Consider the following 20,557-nt stretch of genomic DNA (forward strand, 5'->3'; position numbering starts at 1 on the left):
CCCTCCGAACGCCCCTTCGTGAGTAAGATTATTCACCGAGCAAGCGGATCATTTCAGCCTCATCGATGACTGTGACCCCCAACTCCTGCGCTTTCACCAATTTTGAACCGGCAGCTTCACCCGCAATCACCAGATCCGTTTTCTTGGAAACACTGCCACTCACTTTTGCCCCTTTTGCAGTCAGACGATCTTTCGCTTCGTCCCGTGAAAGAATGCTCAGCGAGCCAGTCAGCACCACGGTTTTTCCGGCAAATGGGCTGTCGATCTCTTCGGCAATAATTGGTTGAGGCTCCGGCCAACTGATCACTTTTTCCAGCGCTTCGATCACTTTCTGATTGTGTTCTTCACCGAGGAAATTCAGCACATGTTTGGCCACTATTTCACCCACATCCGGCACACTTTTTAATGCTTCAATATCTGCCGCACGTAGATTCGCCAGATTACGGAAGTGAGCCGCTAAGTTAGCCGCTGTCGCCTCCCCCACCTCACGAATGCCCAACGCATACAAAAAGCGGGCAAAAGTGGTTTGTTTCGCTTTTTCTAGCGCCGCTATCAGATTTTGTGCGGACTTCGGCCCCATCCGATCCAGCCCGGTCAGCTTGCCCGCGGTCAGTGTGAATAAATCAGCAGGATTCTTAACATACTGTTTTTCCACCAGTTGCTCGATAATCTTGTCCCCCATACCTTCGACATCCAGCGCCCGGCGCGAAACAAAATGCTTCAAAGCCTCTTTGCGTTGCGCCGCGCAGAATAACCCCCCCGTACAGCGAGCGACCGCTTCGCCCTCAACCCGCTCAATATCAGAGCCGCACACCGGGCAGTGCTCAGGGAAAGTGATCTCTTTAGCATCCTGCGGGCGCTGCTCCATCACTACGCCCACCACCTGCGGAATAACATCTCCGGCACGGCGGACAATCACGGTATCGCCAATGCGTAAACCCAAGCGCTCGATTTCATCGGCATTATGCAGAGTGGCATTGCTGACAATCACGCCCGCCACTTGTACTGGCTCCAGACGGGCGACCGGGGTAATCGCACCGGTGCGCCCCACCTGAAATTCGACTTCACGGACTTGGGTTATCTGTTCTTGTGCCGGGAATTTAAATGCCGTCGCCCAGCGCGGTGCGCGCGCCACAAAACCCAGTTGCTCTTGCAAATCGAGTGAATCAACTTTGATGACCACACCATCAATATCAAAACCTAGACCCGCGCGGTCTTGCTCAACCTGGCGATAGAAAGCAATCACCTGCTCACTGCCGGTGCATAGTTTGACTCGGTCACTGACCGGTAAGCCCCAGTTTTTAAATTGTATCAGGCGCTGAATATGGCTGCGGGGAAGTTCACCGCCCTCCAATAAACCCACGCCATAGCAGAAGAAGGTTAATGGCCGTTTAGCGGTAATACGTGGGTCAAGCTGGCGCAGTGAGCCAGCAGCAGCATTACGCGGGTTAGCAAAAATTTTGCCCCCTTTGCGGCGCGCCTCGTCATTCAGTTGCTCGAAACCGGCCTGTGGCATAAAGACTTCGCCACGAACTTCAACCCGACGCGGGATATTATCCCCTTGTAAACGCAGCGGAATAGCACGGATAGTGCGCACATTGGCGGTGATGTTTTCACCGGTGGTGCCATCACCACGGGTTGCTGCCTGCACCAGTTCACCCTCTTCATACAATAAACTCACCGCTAAACCATCAAGTTTCAATTCACAGCAGAATGTCAGCGGCTCCGCGCTTTTCAGGCGGTCATGCACCCTTTTGTCAAAGGCCAAATAACTTTCTTCATCAAAGACATTATCGAGAGACAGCATCGGGACTTCATGTTTAACCTGCTCGAATGCATCAAGAGGTGCTGACCCCACCCGTTGAGTCGGTGAGTCATTGGTAATCAGTTCGGGATGTTGTGCTTCCAAATCGCGCAATTGCTGCATCAGGCGGTCGTATTCAGCATCAGGGATCTCTGGCGCATCCAGCACATGGTATTGATGCTCGTGATGGCGCAATGAGGTTCTTAGTTGATTAATTTGCTGAATTATCGATTCCATGGCTCACCATCAAAGATAAAAAACCCCCGGCATGCGGGGGTTAGGGTTAATTCGATTCATTGCGAGGCAACGTTATCAGGCGGTTGCGTTTGCATCCAACACTTCGCGGATGCGGGCCTTGTACGTTTCCAGTTTTTGCGGAGTCATCATGCGGCGCTCATCATCCAACACCACTCCGCCGACATCATCGGCGATACGTTGGGCTGATTGCAGCATCAACTTAAAGTTTTGATGCGCATCGCCATAAGACGGCACCATCATAAACATTGAGACACCCGGCGTTAAGAAGTCAGACATGGTGTCAGGGTCAAAAGAACCCGGTTTCACCATATTTGCCAAGCTGAATAATACTGGGCCACTGCCGGCTGGGCTAAGATGGCGATGGAAAATCCCCATTTCACCAAACTGGAAACCAGACTGAAGCACACTTTGTAGTAGCACTTCACCACCCAGAGCCCCGCCATGATGGGCCGCAACATGCAGCACCAAAACGGTTTCTTTCAGCTTTTGCGGTTTCACTTCGGGAGCAGGAGCAACAGGCTCTGATTGTGATTCCACCCGAGCGGCATGTGTAGCCACAGGTTGTGGTTCTGCGTGACGCGGTTGTGAGTCATGTTCCTCAACCGAGCCAAACAAAGGATCACGCTGTGATTCATGCGGTGGTTGCTCAGCAGATAGCCCACCCAAAAGAGGGTCATCGTTATCTATTTCCACTGAACCTGTTTGCACTGAAGCAAAAGGTTTCTGGCGAGCTTCCGCCTTAACCTGAGCCGGTTTGGTTTCAGTATGCTGAATCACCGGCAGTTCATCGTCGTCTTCATCAAGATGATTAAACGAAGGCTTCTCTTGTGGATGAGCAGTGCGGACGCGCACTTCTCCCACCCCTTCATCGAGACTCTCGATCGGGGTTTCAACACGTTCTTGTTTCGGACGTTTAACTGGGCGATCGCGAAAAATTGATGAGCGCTCTTTACGGCTGGTCCATAAACCATGCAATAACAACGCTATTATGGCGATCGCGCCAACAACGATTAATATCAGACGCAAATCCTGCATCATTACTATCTCTGTTGTTCCAATACATTGCCACCGCGGCAAACATTCACCCTTTAACTCTATTTCCCAACGTACACAAGTGCAAGTCCGTGCTCAATTTTCTTCAAAGAAAGATGATTATGCTAGATGTTTTGCTTATTTTTCGCACAATATGTGACTATGCAGTGTGAAATCATACCGATATGATACACCGGTCAACAAGCTTATAGAGAACTGAATGGTATGGCGTATACGCAAAAAGCAGTAAAAAAGGTCAGTGGCATCCATTATTTTGCCCAAGGATGGCAGTTAATTTCCCGTCCGGGTATCCGGCGATTCGTAATTTTGCCCTTATTGGTGAATATTCTGCTGATGGGAGGGGCTTTTTGGTGGTTATTCAACCGGATAGGTGATTGGGTTCCCCAGTTAATGAGCTATGTCCCTGAGTGGTTGCAGTGGCTCAGTTATTTATTGTGGCCTGTGATGGTGATTTCAGTGCTACTGGTGTTCAGTTATCTATTTAGTACCCTCGCCAATTTTATTGCGGCCCCCTTTAATGGTTTGCTGGCCGAACAGTTAGAAGCCAGCCTGACTGGTAAGCCGCTGCCGGACTCGGGTATTATGGGTATCATGAAGGATTTGCCACGGATTATGGCGCGTGAATGGCGTAAATTAGCCTATTACTTGCCACGGGCTTTGGTGCTATTGCTGCTGTACTTTATTCCCGGCATTGGCCAAACCCTCGCCCCGGTTCTGTGGTTCCTGTTTAGCGCCTGGATGCTGTCTATACAATATTGTGATTATCCGTTTGATAACCATAAAGTGAGTTTTCAGCATATGCGCAGTGCTTTACGTCAAAATAAGGTCGATAACCTGCAATTTGGCGCTTTGGTAAGTTTATTCACTATGATTCCTTTCCTTAACCTAGTGATTATGCCAGTCGCGGTCTGTGGTGCCACAGCAATGTGGGTTGAGCGCTACCGCGACCAGTTTGTTCAACCATCACGATAATTTTGCAGGGGCGTGCTGGCCGCGCCCCTATTACCGAGAATAAAAGTGATTTACCGAGATTAAAAGTGATTGGGATGAAAACTTATTTCCTAATCACATATCGATATACCAATTCCTTACTTCCATAGCCATACTGTTAGCGTATGCTTTGAACGATTCCTACATTTTCATAGAGTTAAAGGACGGGCTATGAGCAAGATATATGAAGACAACTCTTTAACAATCGGCCATACGCCGCTGGTTCGTCTGAACCGTATCGGTAACGGGCGCATTTTGGCGAAGGTTGAGTCACGCAATCCAAGTTTCAGTGTTAAATGCCGTATCGGTGCCAATATGATTTGGGACGCCGAAAATCGTGGCATTCTGACCAAAGACAAAGAACTGGTAGAACCTACTAGTGGTAATACCGGTATCGCATTGGCATTTGTTGCCGCCGCACGCGGTTATAAATTAACGCTGACCATGCCCGAAACCATGAGCATTGAGCGCCGTAAACTGCTCAAAGCACTGGGCGCTAACTTGGTGCTAACCGAAGGCGCCAAAGGGATGAAAGGGGCCATTGCCAAAGCAGAAGAAATTCAAGCAACCGATCCAGACCGCTATCTTATTTTGCAGCAATTCAGTAATCCTGCGAACCCAGAAATTCACGAAAAAACCACTGGCCCAGAAATCTGGGAAGATACTGATGGCGAAGTTGATGTCTTTATCGCGGGTGTCGGTACCGGTGGTACCCTGACCGGCGTCAGCCGCTACATTAAAAATACCAAAGGTAAGGCGATTATCACGGTGGCGGTTGAACCCACTGATTCTCCGGTAATTACTCAAGCATTGGCGGGTCAGGAAATCAAACCCGGCCCACACAAAATTCAGGGTATCGGCGCTGGCTTCATTCCCGGCAACCTCGACCTGAGTCTGGTTGACCGTGTGGCATTGGTCACCAATGACGAAGCTATCTCTATGGCTCGCCGTTTGATGGACGAAGAAGGCATTTTAGCCGGTATTTCTTCCGGTGCAGCCGTTGCGGCAGCGGTCAAGCTTTCTGAAGAAGATGGCTTTACTGACAAAACAATTGTGGTTATTCTTCCGTCCTCGGGTGAGCGCTATTTAAGCACGGCGTTGTTCGCAGATTTGTTCACTGAACAAGAACTGCAACAGTAGTCAGGTCGTCGCACTAAATGCTAAAAAAGCACCCTCACGGGTGCTTTTTTTGTGGCGCGCTTCAAAGTTTTTACTACATAAAGATTGATTTTACCCTCTGGGTTTAGTATTTAACCGGTCAATTATTTCGATACGCGAAATTAATCGCGTATTGAGCGTTTCTCTGGCTGAATCGATTTATCAATTATGCAACACAACAAAAAATGTCATCACTGAACGCTGATTGAAGACATAACGCAAAGAGAGCATTATTCTTAGAGTTGATAGTGATGATTTTAGACCTGAATTCGGGTTGCATCAGAAACTGTCTTTGTGACTTGTCACTGGTTGAGGCATAGTCATGCGCGAGTTGAATGATGAGTTATGCGCGCACTAATACAGGCTAAAGTTTGGCTTTTACACTAAACTTTAGCTCCACAACATAAATCCAATAAGTTGGGGAAATACAATGTTCCAGCAAGAAGTTACTATTACAGCACCAAACGGTCTGCATACCCGCCCTGCTGCCCAGTTCGTAAAAGAAGCAAAAGGCTTTGCAAGTGAAATTACCGTGCTTTCTAACGGTAAAAGCGCTAGCGCTAAGAGCCTGTTCAAACTACAAACTCTGGGCCTGACCCAAGGGACTGTTGTTACGATCTCGGCTGAAGGCGAAGATGAGAAGAAAGCTGTTGAGCATCTGGTAAAACTGATGGCAGAGCTTGAGTAATCACGCGCGCTTCTTTAGTTAACACCAGTCAAGAGTAAGGTAGGGTTATGATTTCAGGCATTTTAGTATCACCGGGTATCGCTTTTGGTAAAGCACTTTTACTGAAAGAAGATGAGATTGTCATCAACCGGAAAAAGATCTCTGCTGACCAAGTGGAGCAAGAAGTCGAGCGTTTCAAAACTGGGCGGGCTAAAGCTGCTGAACAGTTGGAAGCGATCAAGACCAAAGCTGAAGCCAGTCTCGGCGAAGAGAAAGCGGCCATCTTCGAAGGGCATATCATGCTATTGGAAGACGAAGAGCTTGAGCAGGAAATCATAGCCCTCATCAAAGATGATAAGCAGTCTGCGGATGCCGCGGCTTATTCCGTCATTGAAGGCCAGGCGAAAGCACTGGAAGAACTGGATGACGAATACCTGAAAGAACGTGCGGCTGACGTACGTGATATCGGTAAACGCCTTCTGAAGAACATTCTCGGCCTGACCATTGTTGATTTGAGCGCAATTCCGGATGAAGTGATTCTGGTTGCAGCCGATTTGACCCCGTCAGAAACCGCGCAGCTTAATCTGGATAAAGTGTTAGGGTTCATCACCGATTTAGGTGGCCGCACCTCTCACACCTCGATTATGGCTCGTTCACTGGAGTTACCGGCTATCGTCGGCACCAGTCATGCGACCAAAGAAATCCAGAATGATGATTATTTGATCCTCGATGCGGTCAATAACAAAATCTATTTAAACCCAACTGCTGAAGTGATTGAGCAGCTGAAAGCGGTGAAAACTCAGTACATCACCGAAAGAAATGATCTGGCCAAACTGAAAGACTTACCTGCAATTACCCTTGATGGTCATCAGGTTGAAGTAGTTGCCAACATAGGCACTGTGCGTGATATCGCCGGTGCTGAACGTAATGGCGCTGAAGGTGTAGGTCTGTATCGTACCGAATTCCTGTTCATGGACCGCGACTCTCTGCCAACTGAAGAAGAGCAGTTCCAGGCTTATAAAGCCGTTGCGGAAGCCATGGGCTCTCAGGCAGTTATCGTCCGTACTATGGACATCGGCGGTGATAAAGACCTGCCGTACATGAACTTGCCAAAAGAAGAAAACCCATTCCTGGGCTGGCGTGCCATCCGTATTGCTATGGATCGCAAAGAAATTCTGCATGCACAACTGCGCGCCATCTTGCGTGCATCAGCATTTGGTAAATTGCGTATCATGTTCCCGATGATTATTTCGGTTGAAGAAGTACGCGAACTGAAAGCAGAACTTGAACTGCTGAAAAGCCAATTACGTGAAGAAAATAAGGCCTTTGATGAAACTATCGAGGTCGGTGTTATGGTTGAAACACCAGCGGCGGCGGTCATCGCTCGCCACTTAGCTAAAGAAGTTGACTTCTTTAGTATTGGGACAAACGATCTAACTCAGTATACTCTGGCAGTAGATCGTGGCAATGAGCTGATTTCTCATCTCTATAATCCAATGTCGCCATCGGTATTGGGCCTGATCAAACAGGTAATTGATGCGTCTCACGCTGAAGGTAAGTGGACCGGTATGTGCGGTGAACTTGCTGGCGACGAACGTGCTACACTGTTGCTATTGGGCATGGGGCTGGATGAGTTCAGCATGAGTGCGATTTCGATCCCACGCATCAAGAAAATTATCCGTAATACGAATTTCGAAGATGTGAAGGTGTTGGCGGAGCAAGCACTAGCTCAACCAACAGCGAAGGAATTGATGGATTTGGTTACCACATTCATCGAAGAAAAAACGCTCTGCTAATTCCACGATACTGGACTGCTGCCCAATATAAACTCTAAATAATTCGAGTTGCGGGAAGGCGGCAAGTGAGAGAGTCCCGATGAGCTTACTGTGTTGTAAGTGATTCGGGTGATTGAGCGCAGCCAACGCACATGCAGCTTGAAGTATGACGAGTATAAATACTTAGGAGAAGATCATGGGTTTGTTCGATAAACTGAAATCACTGGTTTCAGATGATAAAAAAGACAGTGGCACTATTGAAATCGTCGCGCCGTTGTCTGGTGAGATCGTCAACATCGAAGATGTTCCTGATGTTGTGTTTGCAGAGAAAATCGTTGGTGATGGGATTGCCATCAAGCCTTCAGGCAATAAAATGGTTGCTCCTGTTGACGGCACCATCGGTAAAATCTTCGAAACTAACCATGCTTTTTCTATCGAATCAGACAGCGGCATTGAGCTGTTCGTCCACTTCGGTATTGATACTGTTGAACTGAAAGGCGAAGGCTTCAAACGCATCGCTGAAGAAGGTCAGCGCGTCAAGAAAGGCGATGTAGTTATTGAGTTCAATCTGGCCCTGCTGGAAGAGAAAGCCAAGTCTACTTTGACGCCGGTGGTTATCTCCAACATGGACGAGATTAAAGAAATGATTAAATTGTCCGGTAGTGTCACCGTGGGTGAGACGCCGATTATTCGTATCAAAAAATAATTTCATACGAATATGGAAAACGGCGCCTTTGTGCGCCGTTTTTGTTTGATAATTTACTCTACCGCACTCCAACGCGGCACCCGTAAGATAATCACCAACCCACCCTGCTCGCCGTTTCTTGCTTCAACCTGCCCACCATGCGCCAAAATCACCTTGCGGGTAATGGCCAGCCCCAAACCATAGCCTTTACCGGAGAGAGCTGATTGGACTCGGACGAAGGGATCAAAAATACTGGAGAGTTTACTTTCTTCAACGCCCGGTCCTTGGTCAGAAACCTGAATCTGGTAACTCTTATCAATCAATGAAAGCACCACTTTGACCTGTTGACCCTGGGCAGAGAATCGCAGCGCATTACGGACAATATTATCCATCGCCCGCCGCATCAGCTCGGCATTTCCCTTGACGGTATAGTCAACTTGCGGTGAGACCTGTAGCAGTATTTCAACCCCCGGTACTTGTGCTTCATAGCGAGCATCATTGACCACCACGGCCACTAACTGGTGCAAATCGAAATACTCGTCATCATCGGCGATATTGTGGTTTTCGGCGCGAGATAACGCCAATAACTCGCCAATCATCTTATCCAGCCGTTCGGATTCATGTTCAATGCGCTGCAATGAATTTGCGACATTTTGGGGGTTCTGACGTGCTAATCCAATCGCCAATTGCAAGCGAGCCAGTGGAGAACGTAATTCATGAGAAACGTCGTGCAATAACTGTTCACGGGCACTAACCAACTCTTTCAGCCGCTCAGCCATTGAATCAAAATCACGCGCCACTTCGGTCAGTTCGTCATGACGACGGCGCATAACAGGCAACAGCCGCACCGACAAATCGCCCTGCGCCACCCGTTCAAAACCGGCCCGCAGTTGGCGCATTGGCCGCGTCAGGTTCCAGGCCAGCAAGGTGCTGAAGAACAAGCCGCCCAGCACTCCCATCCAAATCATAGGGATCGGAATATTCAATATTTCATGGCGGCCCTCACTGGCTCTTCCCTGCTGATTGACTTCCCGCAACCCATCAATGTCGTAACTGATACGATAATTCTGACCATCCGATCCTTTGACCCAAGCTGTAACGTCTCTGCTGTAAAACTCTGGCCCTCGGCCTTTGGCTGGCAACGCCTTATCCGGTGATTCTGTCGTCACTTGGGGGATTTCTGTCGCCGGTAAGACCGAAAAATGATTTTTATCTGTTTCTGACCAGTTCGCCGTCATGGCATTTAGGGCTGGCAGGCCACCACTTTGTAGCACCGAGGCCGCAGAAGCGACCTGTAACTTAGCCATCTGCCGTACCATTTCGCGCTCAAGCGGTTCATGCCGATTGCCGTAAAAGGAAAATACCACCCAGAGCATCTGGGTCATTAAAATAAAAGTCAGCCAAAAACCCAGTAGGATTTTCCAGAATAACCGTCCACGCATACTTAACTTACTCCACCAATAGCAATTATCTGATGCGGTAGCCAATGCTACGAACCGTTTCAATATTTAACCTATTCCCCGGCAATGCCGCGAGTTTCTGTCTGATATTGCTGATATGCACATCGACACTGCGGTCATAGGCTTCCCGCGGCCGGCCTAACCCTTTGTCGGATAACTCATCTTTGGTGACCACCCGCTCTGGTGAGCGCAATAACAATTCCAGTAAATTAAACTCAGAAGCCGTCAAATCAAAGGGCAAGCCCCGCCATTCACTGCTACGGGTCGACGGATTGAGCGTCAAGTCGCTATGCGTAATGACACTGTCATCCGCCGAGGGCGCAGCGGGGTGCTCGTCAAAACGGCGTAATACTGCGCGCAGCCGGGCCACCAATTCACGGGGATAACACGGCTTCGGCATATAATCATCAGCGCCCATTTCCAGGCCGATAACACGGTCAATATTGTCGCCTTTGGCCGTCAGCATAATAATGGGTAAACGGCTTTTTTTACGCACTTGGCGCAAAACATCGATGCCACTCATGTCAGGCAACATAATGTCGAGAATCAAGGCGGTATAGTCCCCAGACAAAGCCGCGGCAATGCCCGCTTTACCGGTGACGACCAATTCGGCATTAAAACCTTCGCCGCTTAGGTATTCCCTCAGCATATTGCCCAGCTCAACATCATCATCGACTAACAAAATTTTCATCTCTTCGCTCTCCAGCCTGATTTCGGCTATTTTCATGCCTATTTGACTCGCGCGCAGCCGGTTTTACTCAATCCTTACATATTATTGAGTTTTGCTTGGGTTTGGGATTTAGTAGAGTTTGGGATTTAGTAGAGTTTGGAATTGAATAGGATTTGAAATTGTTGAAATTAGCTGTCGAGCAGGGCGCGATTCAAACCCGGCTCGAGTCGCCATGATTCATCAAGATAAGTGCCAACCTATAATTACTGAAAAACGCCAGTTGATAAATAGCGGTCTCCGCGATCGCAGATAATCGCCACAATCACCGCGCCTGGGTTTTCGGCTGCTACGCGCAATGCCCCTGCTACCGCGCCACCGGAGCTAACACCGCAGAAAATCCCCTCTTCTGTGGCCAGGCGGCGCATAGTCTGTTCGGCTGAGATCTGCGTGATATCCAATACTTGATCCACTAATTCGGGGCGGAATATCCCCGGCATATATTCCGCTGGCCAACGGCGAATTCCCGGAATACTGCTGCCCTCGGCGGGTTGCAAACCGATAATAGTTATCTCCGGATTTTGACTTTTCAGATATTGGCTAACCCCGGTAATAGTGCCGGTCGTCCCCATGCTGGAGACAAAATGGCTGACTTTCCCGGCGGTTTGTTGCCAAATTTCCGGCCCGGTGCCGGTAAAATGCGCATACGGATTATCAGTATTATTAAACTGATCCAGCACCTTACCCTGCCCCTGTGCTTGCATCGCCAGCGCTTGATCGCGCGCGCCTTCCATACCCTGCTCACGGCTGACCAAAATCAGCTCGGCCCCATAGGCGCGCATGGCGGCCTGCCGCTCTTGGCTCATGTTCTCCGGCATCAGTAATTTCAGCTTGTAGCCCTTGATGGCGGCAATCATCGCCAGCGCAATGCCGGTATTGCCACTGGTGGCTTCAATCAATACATCGCCCGGAGAGATTTCCCCGCGCAATTCCGCTTGCTGGATCATGGCCAGTGCCGCCCTGTCCTTCACCGAACCGGCCGGATTATTGCCCTCCAGTTTGACCCAAATCTGTGCATTCAGCCCTTGGCTCATGCGTTGCAGTTTGACCAGAGGGGTGTTGCCGATGCAGTGTTCGAGGGTCGTCACATTCATTACCTTTGGATTTGGGTACGTGTCTATATTGGCAAATAAAGAAAAGAGTGGCTATTAGGCCACCTCAGACCACTAGCTAAGTTGATAAGCGGGGAAATGTGCCGAATGGGTCGTAACGGCGTAAGCCGTCGGAGCGCCCATCGGTGCAGTCGCCCCGCCAGTCTCGGTGTGACAAAATAGGTTTGTCAGCCACCGTTCTTCGCCATATACAGAAAAACTTATCAGGCGCTTTGGGCTAAAGCAATGGGTTGCAGCAATTGATCGCCAGAATATAAGCGCGCATTTAATCCGCCCACATAATAGCGATTGCCGCGTACCGGGGCGTCAATGTTACCTTCCGGCAAGACCACGCTGATAGGATCCTGATGCCAACCAATAGGTTGCACGGTTAATTGCCAGAAGTGGCCGCGCGGGCTAACTTCAAGCACCTGAACCGGCAGCGGGCAGCGGGCACTTGATTGAATGTTGACTTCCATCTCCCAAGGGCGCAGGAAGAGATCCACACTGCCTTGGTGCATTGGGGCTAAATCCAGCGGCCAATGATGGGCACCAATAAACAGCTGTGATCCGCGAATTTCACCGCTCAGGCGGTTAACTTCACCGAGGAACTCCAACACAAAGCGAGTTGCGGGGTCGCGCCACACTTCATCGGGTGTCCCGACCTGTTCAATATTGCCCTGACTCATCACCACCACCCGATCAGCCACTTCCATGGCTTCTTCTTGATCGTGCGTGACAAAGACGCTGGTAAATTTCAATTCATCATGTAACTGGCGCAACCAGCGGCGTAGCTCTTTGCGCACTTGCGCGTCCAGGGCACCAAACGGCTCGTCCAGCAACAGAATTTGTGGTTCAACCGCCAGCGCGCGCGCCAAAGCCACCCGCTGCTTTTGGCCGCCAGAAAGTTGTGATGGATAGCGGCTAGCCAGATGGCCTAATTGCACCATTTCCAGCAATTGCGACACTTTCTGCTTGATAGCCGCCGCATTAGGCCGCTCACGGCGAGGTAACACCGTCAAACCAAAAGCAATGTTATCGAACACCGTCATGTGGCGGAACAGCGCGTAATGCTGGAACACAAAGCCAACACGGCGGTCACGGGCATGCAGGCGGCTCACATCAGTGCCGTGGAAACTTAAACGCCCGGCGTTCTGATTTTCCAACCCGGCAATGATACGCAATAAAGTGGTTTTTCCCGAACCAGAAGGGCCAAGCAACGCCACCATTTGGCCTGAAGGAATATCAAGTGTGATGTTATTCAGCACTTTGGTGCGGCCAAAATACTTACTGATATTATCAATCTCAATGCTCATGCTTTTGCTCCTGTTCGAGACGAACAACCTGACGCGCTAAGCGCCATTGCAGGCCGCTTTTCAGAAAAAGGGTCACTATTGCCATCAGGGTCAGCAACGCGGCGGCGGTAAAGGCCCCGGCGGTGTTGTAATCCTGATGCAATAATTCAACTTGCAGCGGCAAGGTGTAGGTCTCGCCACGAATAGAACCGGAAACCACCGAAACCGCGCCAAACTCACCAATAGCGCGGGCGTTGGTCAACACCACGCCATACAGCAATGCCCAGCGAATGTTCGGCAGGGTCACACGGCGGAACATTTGCCAGCCAGAGGCCCCCAACAACACGGCGGCCTCATCTTCCTGACTGCCCTGACTCATCATCACCGGCACCAGTTCACGCACCACAAATGGGCAGGTGACGAAGATGGTGACCAGCACCATTCCGGGCCAGGAGAACATCAATTGGATATCGTGAGAATCCAGCCAACCGCCCACCACGCCGTTGGAGCCGTAAAACAGCAGATACATCAGACCGGCAACCACCGGTGAAACGGCAAACGGAATATCAATTAATGTCATCAATAACTGGCGGCCGGGGAAAACAAACCGTGTCACCAGCCAGGCCAGCACCACACCGAAGACCAGATTCACCGGCACGGTAATCAGCGCCACCAACACCGTCAACCAAATGGCGTGCAGCATATCGGGGTCAGATAAGTTCTGCCCGACCACCTCGATCCCTTTAGAGAAAGCGGTGATAAAGATCCACACCATCGGGATCACCAGCAGTAAAACCGAGAACAGTGCGCCGATGGCGATCAGGGTCCATTTGCCCCAGTTGATGGGCGGGCGGGCCACACCATTAAATTCTGTGATATCAGCCATCAATGCCCCCCTATCCGCCGACCAAAGCGACTTTGTAACGTGTTAATCCCGAACAACAGCGCCAGTGAAACCGCCAGAATGACTGACGCAATGGCGCTGGCCGCCGGGTAATCAAACTCTTGCAAACGGATGAAAATCATCAGCGAGGTCACTTCCGTCTTCCAGGCGATGTTACCAGCGATAAAAATCACCGCGCCGAATTCGCCCAAACTGCGGGTAAAGGATAATGCGGTTCCCGCCAGCAAGGCCGGAGCCAGCTCTGGCATCACCACCAGACGGAAACTCTGCCAGCGGCTGGCCCCTAACGTTTCCGCCGCTTCTTCATATTCTGGCCCTAACTCCTCCAATACCGGCTGCACGGTGCGCACCACAAACGGCAAGCTGGTAAAGGCCATGGCGACCGCAATCCCTAACCAGGTAAAGGAAACTTTGATGCCCAAAACATCGTATAACCAGGCACCGTACCAACCGGTGGTGGAAAACAAAGTTGCCAGTGTCAAACCCGCCACCGCTGTGGGTAAGGCGAAGGGTAAATCCATCAAACCATCAAGTAAACTGCGGCCGGGGAATTGATAACGCGTCAAAATCCAGGCCATCAACATGCCAAATACTGCATTGAAAATACTGGCGACACCGGCGGCCAGTAAGGTCACTTTATAAGCGGCGACCACCTGAGGGTTGGTTATCACCTCCCAGTACTGCGCCCAACTCATCTGAGCAACTTGCATCACTAACGCGCTGAGTGGTAATAACAAGATCAGGCAGGTGTAAAGCAGGCTGCTCCCAAGACTGAGGGTAAATCCGGGCAGAACCCGTTTACTGGATGCCGACATCATTACTGATGACCTTCTGCTAACAATTTATCCAGCACGCCGCCAGTGGCGAAGTGGATGTTCATCACCTGTGGCCAGCTACCGAATTGCTCTTCAACACGGAATAATTTGGTATCAGGGAATTGAGATTTAGCCGCTTCCATCGCCGCTTTATCATAAACACGGTAGTTAAAGCTGGTGATCACCTGCTGTGCTGGTGGGCTGTAGAGGTAATTGAGGTAAGCTTTGGCGGCTTTTTCAGTGCCATTTTTCTCGACATTTTTATCCACCCAAGCCACTGGGAATTCCGCCAGAATATCGACCGGCGGGACAATGACTTCATATTTGTCGCTGCCATACTCTTTACGAATATTGTTCACTTCAGATTCGAAACTGATCAGCACATCACCCAAGCCTCGCTCAACAAAAGTGGTGGTTGCCCCGCGACCGCCGGTGTCAAAAACCACCACGTTTTTCAGGAAACGTTTCATCCAATCACGGGTTTGGGCCTCGTCTTTGCCATTGGCTTGTTCAGTTGCCCCCCAGGCAGCCAGATAGGTATAGCGGCCATTACCGGAGGTTTTTGGATTCGGGAATACCAGCTTGACGTCTTCGCGCACCAAATCATCCCAGCTATGGATGTTCTTTGGATTGCCCTTGCGCACCAGGAAAGCCATGGTGGAGTAGAACGGCGAGCTGTTGTTAGGTAAACGCGCTTGCCAGTCAGCCGGGATGAGATTGCCGCGGTCATGCAAGATTTGCACATCAGTGACTTGGTTATAGGTCACCACATCTGCTTTAAGCCCTTGCAAAATTGCCAACGCCTGTTTGGAGGAACCGGCATGAGATTGTTTGATGGTCAGCTTGTCACCAGGATTTTTCTGTTCCCACTGTTTTTCAAAGCCGGGATTTAAGGCGCTGAATAACTCGCGGGACACATCATAAGAGCTATTCAGCAGCTCGGTGGCACTGGCGGTTGCACTGCCGAAGATTAGCGCGCTAAATAAGGCAACTCGGGTCCAGCCATTTTTCTTTATTGAAATCTGTTTCATTTGGCACCTTATTCACTGAGTTCATTCGGCAGCAAGCTTCTTCATTGAGAATGTTGCGCCTTTAAATTATGTCCAGTGTATTTATAACTAGGTGCATACCTATAACGCTTTTATATACCGTTTAGTGATGTTCAAGTATCAAATGCTCTAAGCCAGTCACGATGCTGGTCGCCAGCCACCTACTTTCACTTATGTTTGGTCAATAAAAAGCCCGGCCAACCTGCACCGGGCAATAAAAAGTCATTATTTTACTTCTGTGTCACCACACTGGCATGATTTGGGCCAACAGCACCACTGAATGGCTTGCCGTCAATGGCATCCACCATCCGTAACCCCGCTGGGCGCACCCAGCGCTGTACACGGGATGGCATATCAAAACCAATGAGTAGAATCACGACGAATGTCAGGCTAAATGAGAGTGAACCCAATGCCGTACCGAGACTAAGATGCTGAGCAATTGAAGCCCCCAGAATAGGTGCTAGTGCCCCGCCCAGTGCGCCAACGTTATAGGTAAAGCCCAGCCCCGCAGCACGTTGTTCAGTGTCAAAGTAGCCGCCCAGAAGTTTTGGTAATAACCCGGCAATCCCCTGGCCCAACATCTGTTGCAGGAACAATAAACCGCCGAGGAACAGGATGCTGCTGCCCTGAATGGCAAACAGTGGAATTATCAGTAATTGTGAAATCAGCAAACTGGTGACATAAGCTTTACGCGTCCCCAACCAATCCCCTAGGAAGCCCCCGACACAGCAGCCCACGGCGGCACCAAAACCACTGAAGAACAACACGTTGCCCACGGTGTGCGGGTCATAGCCCAAATCCATTTTCAGATAAGTGGGCAATAATGCCTGAATCGGCCATGAGTAGAGGAAGGCACAGAACACCACCACCATCAGCATCACACCGGTCGGCCAGCGATCGCCACTGGTTTGTACCATAAAGTAGATAAATACTGCTGCACAAAGAATACCAAGGAGCACCACGACAGGGGTGGATACCATGCCGGTGAAACAAGCATAAAGGGCGGCGGCGGCAAAGAGGGTCAGCGCAATATTCAGGTAGCTCAAGTTGCTGCGATACAGAATATCCACCATGTTGCGGTCTTTAGCCTGCTTCGACTGCTGTTGTTTACTTTGCGCTTTTTCCCAATCTTCTGCTTCCGGCAGATTTTTACGCAACCACAAAGCAAAGATAATCGGCAGTAAACCAATATAGAAAAGCATACGCCAGCCGAATGCCGGGACCACATAGCTATAAGCCTGCGCGGCTAATACGGCACCGATAGAGAAGCCAGAAATCAGAAAACCACTGGCTTTGTTACGCATATTCTTCGGCCAGCTCTCCATCACGTAGGTAGAACTGGAGCCATACTCCCCCGCCATCCCGATACCAATAATCAGTCGGGCAATAAACAGCGTGGTGTAACCCGGTGCCAAACCACAGGCCAGGGTACCAAAGGAGAACAGCACAATACTGGTGATCATGGCTAATTTACGGCCATAACGATCACCCATAGCACCCAGCACCAAGCCCCCGAACCAGCGCGAGATAAAGGCCGCTGAAATCAGACTGGTTGCTTGAATCAGCGTCAAACCGAATTCTTGTTTAATATCAGTCAGAACCAGAGTAATAAGAACAAAATCAAAGCCGTCCAGGGCATAACCGATCCAGGCGGCAATAAATGCCTTCCATTGTGCAGAGGTGAGTTGCTTGTACCAGCGCAATGGTTTCTCTCCACGAGGAGGTTTGTCCGTTTGTGGTTGTACTGAAGTGCTCATAGCGTCGCTCTCTCTCCACCACCAGCTAAGTTCACTGGCAGAAACTGTTTTCCTCGCGGCAGATAAACCCTGGCAACTGATTGTTTAAAATCACTTAATCTGTCACTACCCGAAGGTTCTCGCCACATTTATATTTATGTGGTTTTACTCCAAGAAAGTAAATTAAAAGGAGTAAAACTCCATTTGAGTGTATAAGATCAGCCCGCTATTTCAATCACAATGTGTCTAAAACGTGACAAAGATAGCGAAATGCCAGAGTGAGTAAGATAAGCAACAGAATGATGGGGTATTTACCACTGCGGGCGAAAGATCTCCGCAGCAGCGGCTAGATATGGCAGCAGAAACAGATTACCGGTCATCCATTTTGACTGACCGCTTGGGTGGTTTTACGTTTAATGCTTTCTGCCTGGGCAGGATCCGCTTTGACCAACAGGGCATAAATCAGATCTAAAACAAACAATTGCGCAATTTTGGTGCCGATGGAATCCCCTTGCAACTGCCCCTGACGGTTGCCGTTAATCAGCACATAATCCGCCAATTCTGTAATGGTGGAGCCCATATTGTGCGTCAGCGCCACTGTGGTCGCACCGGCCTGCTTCGCCAGTTTTAATGCCTGCACGGTTTCAGCTGAGGTACCCGAATGGCTGATACCCATTGCCACATCACCGGGGCGCATCAAAGAAGCCTGCATATACATAAAATGATTATTTGTGGCCGCATCGACCCGCAATCCAATACGCATCAATTTACCTTTGGCATCTTCCGCAGTGATACCGGATGAGCCAACACCAAAAATGCAGATGCGATCAGCCGGGCGCAATAGCTTAACCACCTGTTCAACACTCTCAAAAGACAACAGATTCAGCGTTTCAGACAGCACATTATTAATCGCCGATTGCAATTTATTGCCAATCGCCAATGCATCATCGCCCTCTTGCACATCAGCATCTAACAGGCTGTTTTCATTGTGATGGCGGGTTGCTACCTCAATGGCCAAATCCATTTTGAAATCTTGGAATCCTTTATAACCCAGCGTGCGGCAAAAACGGATGATAGTGGCTTCACCGGCCTGTGTGAGGGAGGAAAGGTCGGCAATGGAAAGCTGGGTCACTTTGGCGGGTTCCGCCAAAATATAGGCAGCAATACGCTGCGCTGAGCGGGTCAGACTATTTTGCATCGCACCCAAGGCATCAAGAATTTTACCTGGCTTAAAACGGGGGGCACCAGTATTCACGCGGACACCTCAAGGAAAAGAGAATTGACGGATAGGGACGCTTCTGCCGCGCATCATGACATAATTGGCCCATTTCGTGAAGACAAATGGCGCTATTGTGCGGGGTGAGATCAATAAAAAAACCCCGGGGGGCCGGGGAAGATGTCAAAGATAACGTGCTTTCTTATTATTTAAAAATCATAGAGATAATCTGTTATGCAATAAACTATGATGAACTTTCACCACCACTTTCTTGATAGTGCCCGACCCCGCAATCTGGCAACCAGGCTTATGAGGTTCGCCCGGTAGAAATACCGCAAACATCCCCGGTAGCATGCGTAATTGGCTTTTATCTGGAATCTCGGCAATCAGTTGATAGTCATCGTCAGCATGATAGGGTTCGAGATGCTCAGTGGGTGTCAGAGTCGAGTATTCAATGCCTTCAATGCCACTTATCAGCAATTGAACATCAGCGTAAGTCCGGTGCATTTCAGCTTTTTTATTGTCAGCCGGTTGGGTCTCAAACTCCATCACATTCATGAAAACAAGCTCGCCGTCTATTTCATGACGCCCGCAACTTAGCTCCGCCAAGGGCGTCTTAGCCAAATAGGCTAAAACCCATTGCAGACGTTCTGGTAACCCACTGAAAAAAGCTGTTTGTGTTAATGATCCACTGATCATATTAGCCTCAATATTCAATCATAAAATATATACTCAAAGTCATTGGTGTCGCAGCAAGGCAGCAAACGAGAGACAAATCGGTCGGGAACCGATTTGAACTACATTTATGCTAGCCCGCAGGGTGAGCCTCAAGGATGAGGCTCATTAATCCCGATGAGCTTACTCAAGTAAGTGATTCGGGTGAGCGAGAGCCGCTGCGGCTTCAATGACAAAGAGTATTTTTGGCCCACAGTGCCGCGCCCAACAACCCACTATCTTGCTGGTGATGAGCAGCCTGAACTGGCACCCGATAGATTTCCGGCAATACCTTTTGTGCGCCAATGACCCGCTCCAAATACCCCGCCGCCAGCCCAACACTGCCGCCCAAAATGACTATTTCCAGATCCAATGCCATTTTCATATCGGCCAGCATTTGAGCAATCGCAGTCGCGGAACGGTTAATAATATTTTCTGCCTGAACATTGCCAAGTTGCGCCAATTCAAACACTTTGGCGGCAGAAAGCGGCTGTTTCCAACCCAGCGTTTCTGCGCCAATTGCCGTCCCGGAGGCGACACTTTCAACACATCCTCGACGGCCACAGCCACATAACAGGCCGTGGGGATCGGCTAATGTGTGGCCAATGTGACCAGCCAAACCGTGATGACCAACCAGCAGTTTTTTATCCAACACAATGCCGCCGCCCACACCGGTGGAAACCGTCACGAACATCATATTGTCGTAATTATCACTGAGTGCTTGATACTCAGCCCAGGCGGCCGCCTGCCCATCATTGAGCAACACACAAGGCAAATCAGCGATCGACTGAATACAATCTTGTAACGGAAAATCCGCTAAGCCGCCCAAATTAACAGGATTAAGTGCCGTCAAACCCCCACCCCTGATAATGCCAGTTGAAGCAACCGCAATAAAATCAACCAGATGCCGATAAGGTGTAATCAGCGTTTCCAGCGCTATCGCCAGCTGTGCAGCCCCGCCATGGGGTGTCGCTATCTGCTGACGGCCAACTAACATGCCGCTCTCAGTCACCACCGCCGCAGCAATCTTTGTTCCACCGATATCCAGTGCCAACACTTTTCCCATCTGGCGCAACCCTCTATATCTGTAATGATGTTAATAAGATGACTATGACAATTTTTCCGTCACAACTCCATTATTATTTTCATGTTGGAGTTAC

18 protein-coding genes are annotated in these 20,557 nt (G+C 49.8%); 5 read left to right on the plus strand and 13 right to left on the minus strand.

Annotation, left to right across the window (positions count from 1 at the left end):
- Window positions 1-28 precede the first annotated feature (28 nt).
- Entirely contained in the window at window positions 29-2,041 is a 2,013-nt protein-coding gene (gene ligA / locus FTA91_RS14610) for an NAD-dependent DNA ligase LigA (protein ID WP_050112561.1), read from the minus strand.
- Between the two features lie 75 nt (window positions 2,042-2,116).
- Entirely contained in the window at window positions 2,117-3,100 is a 984-nt protein-coding gene (gene zipA, locus FTA91_RS14615) for a cell division protein ZipA (RefSeq protein WP_050112560.1), read from the minus strand.
- Window positions 3,101-3,319: 219 nt separating this feature from the next.
- Here zipA and cysZ point away from each other — a divergent pair, with 219 nt between their 5' ends.
- The 5 genes from cysZ to crr all read left to right on the plus strand — a co-directional run bounded on the left by cysZ (window position 3,320) and on the right by crr (window position 8,411).
- Window positions 3,320-4,087, plus strand: a complete 768-nt coding sequence (cysZ, locus tag FTA91_RS14620) for a sulfate transporter CysZ (protein ID WP_050112559.1) — start codon at window positions 3,320-3,322, stop codon at window positions 4,085-4,087.
- A gap of 189 nt (window positions 4,088-4,276) precedes the next feature.
- Window positions 4,277-5,245 (plus strand): cysteine synthase A, encoded by a 969-nt coding sequence (gene cysK / locus FTA91_RS14625; protein WP_050112558.1) that lies wholly within the window; start codon window positions 4,277-4,279, stop codon window positions 5,243-5,245.
- 448 nt (window positions 5,246-5,693) lie between these two features.
- Complete coding sequence (ptsH, locus tag FTA91_RS14630; protein ID WP_050112557.1) at window positions 5,694-5,951, plus strand: phosphocarrier protein Hpr; 258 nt, start codon at window positions 5,694-5,696, stop codon at window positions 5,949-5,951.
- 47 nt (window positions 5,952-5,998) lie between these two features.
- Window positions 5,999-7,726 (plus strand): phosphoenolpyruvate-protein phosphotransferase PtsI, encoded by a 1,728-nt coding sequence (ptsI, locus tag FTA91_RS14635; protein WP_145535256.1) that lies wholly within the window; start codon window positions 5,999-6,001, stop codon window positions 7,724-7,726.
- A gap of 175 nt (window positions 7,727-7,901) precedes the next feature.
- Entirely contained in the window at window positions 7,902-8,411 is a 510-nt protein-coding gene (gene crr, locus FTA91_RS14640; protein ID WP_050112556.1) for a PTS glucose transporter subunit IIA, read from the plus strand.
- 53 nt (window positions 8,412-8,464) lie between these two features.
- On the opposite strand, the gene FTA91_RS14645 is transcribed toward crr, so the two are convergent.
- The 11 genes from FTA91_RS14645 to FTA91_RS14700 form a co-directional block, all read right to left on the minus strand.
- Entirely contained in the window at window positions 8,465-9,832 is a 1,368-nt protein-coding gene (locus FTA91_RS14645) for an ATP-binding protein (RefSeq protein WP_050112555.1), read from the minus strand.
- A gap of 25 nt (window positions 9,833-9,857) precedes the next feature.
- Complete coding sequence (locus FTA91_RS14650; protein ID WP_050112880.1) at window positions 9,858-10,541, minus strand: response regulator transcription factor; 684 nt, start codon at window positions 10,539-10,541, stop codon at window positions 9,858-9,860.
- A 242-nt stretch (window positions 10,542-10,783) separates the two neighbouring features.
- The gene (cysM, locus tag FTA91_RS14655; protein ID WP_050112879.1) at window positions 10,784-11,665 is read right to left on the minus strand and encodes a cysteine synthase CysM; all 882 of its coding nucleotides are present in this window, start codon (window positions 11,663-11,665) and stop codon (window positions 10,784-10,786) included.
- A 227-nt stretch (window positions 11,666-11,892) separates the two neighbouring features.
- Window positions 11,893-12,984 carry a sulfate/thiosulfate ABC transporter ATP-binding protein CysA gene (cysA, locus tag FTA91_RS14660; protein ID WP_050112554.1) on the minus strand — a complete coding sequence of 364 codons (1,092 nt, stop codon included), beginning with the start codon at window positions 12,982-12,984 and terminating at the stop codon, window positions 11,893-11,895.
- Window positions 12,974-13,849: a sulfate/thiosulfate ABC transporter permease CysW gene (cysW, locus tag FTA91_RS14665; RefSeq protein ID WP_050112553.1), complete on the minus strand. Its 876-nt coding sequence runs from the start codon at window positions 13,847-13,849 to the stop codon at window positions 12,974-12,976. The genes cysA and cysW overlap by 11 nt, the downstream gene beginning before the upstream one ends.
- The gene (gene cysT / locus FTA91_RS14670; RefSeq protein WP_032820850.1) at window positions 13,849-14,685 is read right to left on the minus strand and encodes a sulfate/thiosulfate ABC transporter permease CysT; all 837 of its coding nucleotides are present in this window, start codon (window positions 14,683-14,685) and stop codon (window positions 13,849-13,851) included. Before cysT ends, cysW begins: the two co-directional genes overlap by 1 nt.
- Window positions 14,685-15,713, minus strand: a complete 1,029-nt coding sequence (locus tag FTA91_RS14675; RefSeq protein ID WP_050112552.1) for a sulfate ABC transporter substrate-binding protein — start codon at window positions 15,711-15,713, stop codon at window positions 14,685-14,687. The genes cysT and FTA91_RS14675 overlap by 1 nt, the downstream gene beginning before the upstream one ends.
- 248 nt (window positions 15,714-15,961) lie before the next feature.
- Entirely contained in the window at window positions 15,962-17,488 is a 1,527-nt protein-coding gene (locus tag FTA91_RS14680; RefSeq protein ID WP_050112551.1) for an MFS transporter, read from the minus strand.
- Window positions 17,489-17,843: 355 nt separating this feature from the next.
- Entirely contained in the window at window positions 17,844-18,665 is an 822-nt protein-coding gene (locus FTA91_RS14690; RefSeq protein ID WP_456294431.1) for a MurR/RpiR family transcriptional regulator, read from the minus strand.
- 234 nt (window positions 18,666-18,899) lie between these two features.
- The gene (gene nanQ, locus FTA91_RS14695) at window positions 18,900-19,382 is read right to left on the minus strand and encodes an N-acetylneuraminate anomerase (protein WP_050112549.1); all 483 of its coding nucleotides are present in this window, start codon (window positions 19,380-19,382) and stop codon (window positions 18,900-18,902) included.
- Window positions 19,383-19,584: 202 nt separating this feature from the next.
- Window positions 19,585-20,463: an N-acetylmannosamine kinase gene (locus FTA91_RS14700; protein ID WP_145535259.1), complete on the minus strand. Its 879-nt coding sequence runs from the start codon at window positions 20,461-20,463 to the stop codon at window positions 19,585-19,587.
- Between the last annotated feature and the right edge of the window lie 94 nt (window positions 20,464-20,557).

The sequence above is a fragment of the Yersinia thracica genome (genome assembly GCF_902170565.1).
In the GTDB taxonomy this organism is placed as follows: domain Bacteria; phylum Pseudomonadota; class Gammaproteobacteria; order Enterobacterales; family Enterobacteriaceae; genus Yersinia; species Yersinia thracica.